Below are 6702 nucleotides of genomic sequence, written 5' to 3' on the forward strand. Positions count from 1 at the left end.
CTTTGTCAGTTCTGATTCTGTCCCAAGATATTCAACTGTTCTCTGCTTAACTTTGCCGTTTTCACGATAGCCTTCAACCAGAACAATGCTTACCTGTCCATTGGCTCTTTTAATTCTGCGAACAAACATTTCTGGACTCCTTGAAAATCAAAAAACAATCTCAAGAATATTATATCATATACATTACGTATACACAACATAAATATTTAAAGAAAAACCTCTTTTTTCAAGAGGTCTTTAACGATTTGGTATCAAACTCGGGATAAAAACAAATTAAAGCAGTTTCTATCATAACATTTCTACTTTTACAATGAACTCCAAAAAGGTCTGAATTCAGACCTTTTTTATCAGAGTAGGTACTGCCTTTTGAAGGTTACCATTGCTTTTTAGTATGTTATCATGTCTTTAGGTAAACCTGTTTCAAGAATAGAAGGTATGTCCTGATCTAAAATTGCAAAAATTTTATTCATTACCTCTTCATATTCGGCAGGGTTATACAGTTTCAGATAGTGTTTGTTGTGGTTTATGAAATTAGGTTGTTCGTCTTTTGATGGCAAATTTTTCCACCATAACCAAAGATTTTCTTCCTGCATTTGTTCAACAATATTTTTCCATTCAACATTATCGAATGCGTTCTTTAATTCCTGTTTCCGTTTTAGTATCATTTCACGAATTTCATTGTCATCTGACTCATTATTAAATTCAGGAAACACTCCATAATAAAAAGTATCTTCATCATCATTTTCTATTTCAAAAACCATTGTTAAGTTAATATCCTTGCGAGGACTAAATTTAAACTTCAGACTTGGATAGCTTATTTTTCCTGAGCAGAAGTTATTGATTTCTTTATCGCTGTATTCGCCGTTTAAATGGAATTCATTGTGAATGTGCTCTTTAATCCTGTCAAAGATATTCTTTATTTTGGCAGGCTGTACCTGCTTAAAATTATCTGCGACGGCTTTTGCTGCCAGAAAGTACTCACTCGATAAAGACATGATGTCGGTAATAGAACTCATAAAAATATTCTCCTGTTTCTGGTTTTCGTACTGTTGCACAGTTAATTTTTCAATAAGTGTAATGTATTGACGAATAGCTCCGTATATGGATAATTTTTGTTTTTTATAAGCAATGTCGGCGCATACTTTCAGCCATTGCAGTATATGTTTATCGAAGGATATATACTGCACATTGTTTAGTTTTTTCTCATCCATTCCTTTAATGCTTTTCGCTTTTGGAGGCCGTCCGTTCAGAGTAAGATAAAAGACCTTAAATTCTTTTCCCTGATGGCTGGCATATTCGTGATAGCGATATAGCTGAGTTTCCTGATCATCAGCATTAATTTTGACTTCTATCGGATAGCAGAAACCTGGTGTTTCTATAAATAAATCTATGCGTCCGCTACATTTGGATGATTCGTTAAAATACTGCTCTCGTGTAACAACTGCGTTGTTTTCAAATTTTTTGTTCAGTACGATTTTAAAAAACAGATGAAGAAATTTTTTAGAAAGTCCGTGTTGTGCATGAGAGTTAAGAAGCTCATAAATTATGCGACAGTGAGGTAATTCTTTTTCTTCAATCCCCAGCGCTGAAAAAACAGTAAAACTATCTTCGGGGCTCTGATTTAATGTCTGGGCGTATTTCTTTATATTAAGAATTACCCCAATATTCCTGAGTAAAGAATGGTAAGTGTTATCGTCAACCTTCTGATTTTCCATTTTTCTGAATCCTTAGATTATATTTTATAGTTATTATCTTACCACTTGAATATAGGAAATTATGTAAGTTTTGTCATAAAAATAAATTTTATTCATGATTTTTAGAATTATCCAGGTTTTTGGTATGGGTAATCAAGGAAGGAATAAAATGCTTTTTTGCAGTATATGTCCGTATTTTGAAAAAATATACGATATTACAATGTTCAAAAATTCTGCTTGACGCAATTTATATTCTAAAAGTGTATCCTTATATAAATTATGAATTATTTATAAATAGACATAAAGACAGACAATTCTTCTCAGTTTATGTGATCTGACGGGCTCTCCTATTGGTAAAAATGAAACACCGCACTCAAATTATAATTTGTATATGGTGTAATATTAAACAGGTGTTAAGCTGTTTTTCGAATTCTCCCTTACAATAATGATACAAAAAGGAAAAATGTTTTATTCTTCACCGGGGGATCTCGCACAAGAATTCTAAGAAGTCTCGTCTGTGTTTCTGATAGTGACTCGATATATATAATTTTTATAAAAACTTGGATGCTAAGGATAAACAATTGTTAAAAAAAACAGAATATAAAAAGGTGTTTCGCTCAGGACCATTCAGCTGTGGCTGATTGCCGGAGCGTTAGTTGTTTCCTGTCTGATATTTTACTTTACATATAATCTTTCAGTGAGCTTCCGTAACTTTACCGACAAATCAGAAGAACAGGTGGATATGCGAAAGGCCGCCATGGAGCTCATGGATGCATCCGATTATCTTACTGAGAAGGTCCAGAGTTTTTCCGTTCACGGAGACATTCGTTTCCTGAACGAATACTTTACGGAAGCCATGCAGGCCAATCACCGCGAGGAGGCGATAGCCTCCATGTCAGGAAAAGCAGGTTTCGAACCTGCACTGCACAAACTGCTGGCAGCCATGGAAGGTTCGCTCAATCTCATGAATCGTGAATACTATTCCATGAAGCTGGTTGTCGAGGCTAAAGGCATCGAGAATTATCCTACGGTAATCAGATCCGTTGTTCTTTCCGAAGAGGATAAGGCTCTTTCCCCTAATGAAAAGATGCTGCGCGCCGCTGCAATGGTTCATGATGATGAATACTATGCCCAGAAGGGAAAAATCAGACTGAACATGCGGGCAAGCTTAAAGGAACTCGAGCAGATAACCTACACCAATGATGAGATGGCACTGACTGATTTCAGCAAAAAGATGGACTGGGTCCGTCTCGTGATTATCCTCCAGACCGTAGGTATCTTCTTTATGGTATGGCTGACTTCAAGACTCGGTATTCTTCCCATTCTTAATGCCGTTGAACGCATTAAGGCCGACAGTCCGATTCCCGAGGACGGTGTAAGAGAATTCAGGTATCTCGCCAGCACCTACAACCAGATGTACGAGATCTATAAAAACAGTCTGGACAGACTTAATTTCAAGGCATCCCATGACGAACTCACCGGAGCCTACAACCGTTCAGGTTATGAACTGCTGCTTTCAAGCATTGATCTCGGCAGTACCTACATGATGCTGGTTGACGTAGATAATTTCAAACAGATTAACGATACCTACGGTCATGAAGTAGGTGACAGGGTACTGTCACAGCTTGTAAAAATTCTGAAGAAGAATTTCCGTTCAGATGACTATGTCTGCCGTATCGGCGGTGACGAGTTTGTGGTCTTCATGATTCATATCAATGAAATCAATCAGAAGATGGTTTCCTCAAAGATTGAAAGAGTCAATAAACAGCTGACTGAACTCGGTGACGATATGCCTAAGGTATCAATCAGCGTCGGTATTACCCACGGAACCGAGGTTTCTGATCTGGAATCACTCTTCAAGAAAACCGATGAGGCTATGTATAAGTCAAAGCAGAGCGGAAAGGGGACTTACACATTCCATTCAAATTAAGACAGTGTGCTTATCCTGAATCGGTAAGCATATGTCAGTCATATATCAGGTTTGCCTGCCCGCAAATCCGGATTAGTCCGTGATAAAAGGTATTTTCCCTTTTATCACGGTGGAACCGCCGACTCTTGCAACGTACTCCAGATCCGGAAGTTCGCTCAGCATCGATGCCGGAAATATCTCCGTTTCATTTTCGGTAAGACTGCTGGAAATACTTGCCTTAACCTTTGTAAGTTCATCAGAACTCTGATTCTGAACACAGCTCTGGGATTTGAAAAGAATTCTGGTTTTCGGCAGGGAGTCACTGATGTATTCCCTGGTTTTCGTGTCTATGACGCGCAGTGAAATCACGTTGTTGACGTTCCCCAGAACCTGGACCGACCGGGCCTCACTTCCTAGTCCGGACTCAAAGTCGGCAATGGTCTGTGTGGCTATCGTTACTCTGAATTTCGCACCGCGTCCTTTGTTGAGCATCTGTATCAGCTGTTCGTTGATGACTTCCGCGGTTTCATCAACGAAGAGGTTCACGTAATTAAGATCCTTCCCGAAATTGTATCTGTTTCCCGCCACTGCGGTTAAGTCCGCGAGGAGCATGGAGCCTAAGGCCGCGCCCGTCTGACCGTCGGTAAGAGAGTCAAGCCCAACGTACAGTATGTGGTTCCTGCGCACTATGTCGGCAAGACTGTAGGATCTGCGGGAGAGGTCGTCGCTTTCAACCGGGGACAGCATGTTGCCAAGTTCTCCCGAGGTCAGCATGTCGAGAACAGGCTTCAGGGAGGCGATCATTTTTTTGTAGTGGTCGGGATCATGCCTTGCCAGTTCATAGAGAGTTTCAATTTCCTGAGAGGCTCGTTTTTTAAAAGGCTTCATGGACCGCTGATAGAAGGCCTCGTATTTGGAGAGCAGTCTTCCGGGAACCTTTGAGGTTTCCTTCATGAGAATTTTCCATTCGTCGGCAAATCGCGGATCCTTTAAAAGATGTCTGTCAAACAGAGTCTTGAAGGCCAGAAAGCAGAGTTCGACAAGTCTTGAGTTTATGTAGTATTTTATAAGCTTGAGAGTAGGTCTCTTTCCGATAATGATTAATCCTCCGACCACGGCATTGAGTGCGCTGAAGGCAAAACTCCTGAAGGGATCGTTGCTGCCTCTGGCAGTCGGTACCAGAGAGCTTATGCGACCGGCTATTTCGGTGCTTCTGGTAAAATTGTGAACCGGATTGATGCCGATGCTTTCATTCGGAAATGCCGGATGAAAAAACAGCAGTTCCCGGTTGCACGCTCCTGCTGCGATCTTCAGATGTTCGTACAGATCCCGGTCACCCTTCGGATCAATGATAATAAGTCCTTCACCGCGGTAGACTGCCTGGGCGCAGAGCAGATCATAAAGTCTTGTTTTACCGGCACCGGTGGTTCCGGTGATGAGCGTGTGACCGTCAAAAAAGCTCAGAGGCAGATATACTGATTCGACTCGGCCTAAAGACTGGATGAACGCGGCCCCGCGTGAATCCGGATCCCTGTGGACCCTGCAGAAGGCGGGATCCTTTTCCATCAGACCGTATAGAGCCTCGGCCTGAGGCTTTTCCCAGAGAAATCCTTCACCGAGATACAGTCTGTCGGTACAGGTTCTGTCTCTGAGATCCCGGGGTTTCATGGCAAAGAATTCTCTGCCGTTGATTCTGATTTCCTCTGCTCTGATCCTGCTGTAGTTCTGCACTCTGCGGTAAAGCAGAATCATCATGAACATCATAATCACGTATTTGGCGGGATGTGCTGTTCCTATTGACAGGACAAATACGGCAGTGGCCGCCATGCCGGTAAATACGGCGGAAAGAAGGTAATATCTTTTCATGGTTTTTTTCTTATGTCAGGGTTAATTTCTGCTGATGAACGTATAATCCTCATTCTGAACAGATTCCGTTCCTGCCGTAACCGGTTAAGTTTTTATAAAATCTCAGGCAGGATACGCTGGAATCCGGTCAGGAACATGACGGCGGGATACCGCTGTTTATGATCTGTACCGTTACAGTCTTCCCTTGTCCCTTGACTGGCAGAACAGCTCCTGTTTGACCAGTCTGCATTCATCTCGGGTGAAGTTCCGGTGCAGCATGTTGTAGGGCATCTTGGTGGTGTTGCTGAACGTCTTGTACGAAAAGCCGGCTGCCGATACCGCGTCAGCATAGGAGTCTTTTCTCATGGTTCTGAGAATCTCGCAGGTTGCGGAATCAGCCGACTCAAGCTTTTCTGAAAACATCTCGAAGGCATCACGTTCATCAAGTTCCGTCAGCATTTCGTTGGCAATCATCAGTTTCTTCCCGAAATTCCGCATGCATTCATTTTCCATATCACAGAGGTCGTGCTTTTTTATGAATGTTCCGGTGACTTCTCCGTGAACCGTTTCAGCCGCACGGCAGATGGAGCTTCTTATCCTGTCTCTGTTCAGGGATGCTCTGATGCCTTCCTTGGCTCCGGTATTTTTTAAAATCGCCAGGGCGCGGCATACTTCATCCTCAAATTTTCTGGCAGAGATTTTAATTCCCAGAAATTTAAGGCTCTGTCTGTAGATCCTGATGGCTGTTACCGCAGCCGCGTCATTGAGTATCAGTTCGTCACCGCCGTGTCTTGAGGTAAGCATTTCGTAGATGGCGATAAAGAGTGAGAGACATCTGATGTCATGAACCGTTGCCTGTGAGGTTAGTGTTTCATTTTCCTTCCTTCTCGCGCTGTTTCTGGTTACAAACTTTTTGAGTCCGTATTTTGCAATATGTAAACTGTACCCCTGAGTGTGGACACGGATAATTTGAGTCCCCATAGAAGTGGACACCAGGGTTTTAGTGTATCCCTTGTTTTGGACATTACCTTGAGTGTGGTATTCTTTAATTACAGGAGAAATAGCATGAGTAAGGTAAAGTTTTCATCTAAGCAACAGGAAATTCTGCGAAACAACAAGTATACCGTTCGAGTTACTGCAAACATTCTGTCGTTATCCAAAGAGTTCAAAGAGATATTCTATAAAGAGTATCTCTCTGGGGAAATTCCTAGTAATATTCTGTGTAAGTATGGATATCCTGTAGAGATTCTAGGT

General features: G+C 41.8%; 5 protein-coding genes. 2 read left to right on the forward strand and 3 right to left on the reverse strand.

Going from position 1 to position 6702, the window contains the following annotated elements:
* Window positions 1-386: 386 nt before the first annotated feature.
* Window positions 387-1715 carry a PDDEXK-like family protein gene (locus tag BMY80_RS11585; RefSeq protein WP_093143854.1) on the reverse strand — a complete coding sequence of 443 codons (1329 nt, stop codon included), beginning with the start codon at window positions 1713-1715 and terminating at the stop codon, window positions 387-389.
* Between the two features lie 676 nt (window positions 1716-2391).
* On the opposite strand from BMY80_RS11585, the gene BMY80_RS11590 reads away from it, so the two are divergent.
* Window positions 2392-3624 (forward strand): GGDEF domain-containing protein, encoded by a 1233-nt coding sequence (locus tag BMY80_RS11590; RefSeq protein ID WP_093143856.1) that lies wholly within the window; start codon window positions 2392-2394, stop codon window positions 3622-3624.
* Window positions 3625-3696: 72 nt separating this feature from the next.
* Here the strand turns inward: BMY80_RS11590 and traD are convergent, their stop codons facing one another.
* Window positions 3697-5469: a conjugative transfer system coupling protein TraD gene (gene traD, locus BMY80_RS11595; protein WP_093143859.1), complete on the reverse strand. Its 1773-nt coding sequence runs from the start codon at window positions 5467-5469 to the stop codon at window positions 3697-3699.
* A 171-nt stretch (window positions 5470-5640) separates the two neighbouring features.
* On the reverse strand, window positions 5641-6429 hold the full coding sequence (locus BMY80_RS11600; RefSeq protein WP_093143861.1) for a hypothetical protein: 789 nt from the start codon (window positions 6427-6429) through the stop codon (window positions 5641-5643).
* A gap of 84 nt (window positions 6430-6513) precedes the next feature.
* Between BMY80_RS11600 and BMY80_RS12465 the strand changes: the two genes are divergently transcribed.
* Window positions 6514-6702 (forward strand): HTH domain-containing protein (locus BMY80_RS12465; RefSeq protein WP_218140365.1); only part of this gene is annotated, 189 nt, incomplete at its 3' end.

Source organism: Ruminobacter amylophilus (genome assembly GCF_900115655.1).
GTDB lineage: Bacteria > Pseudomonadota > Gammaproteobacteria > Enterobacterales > Succinivibrionaceae > Ruminobacter > Ruminobacter amylophilus.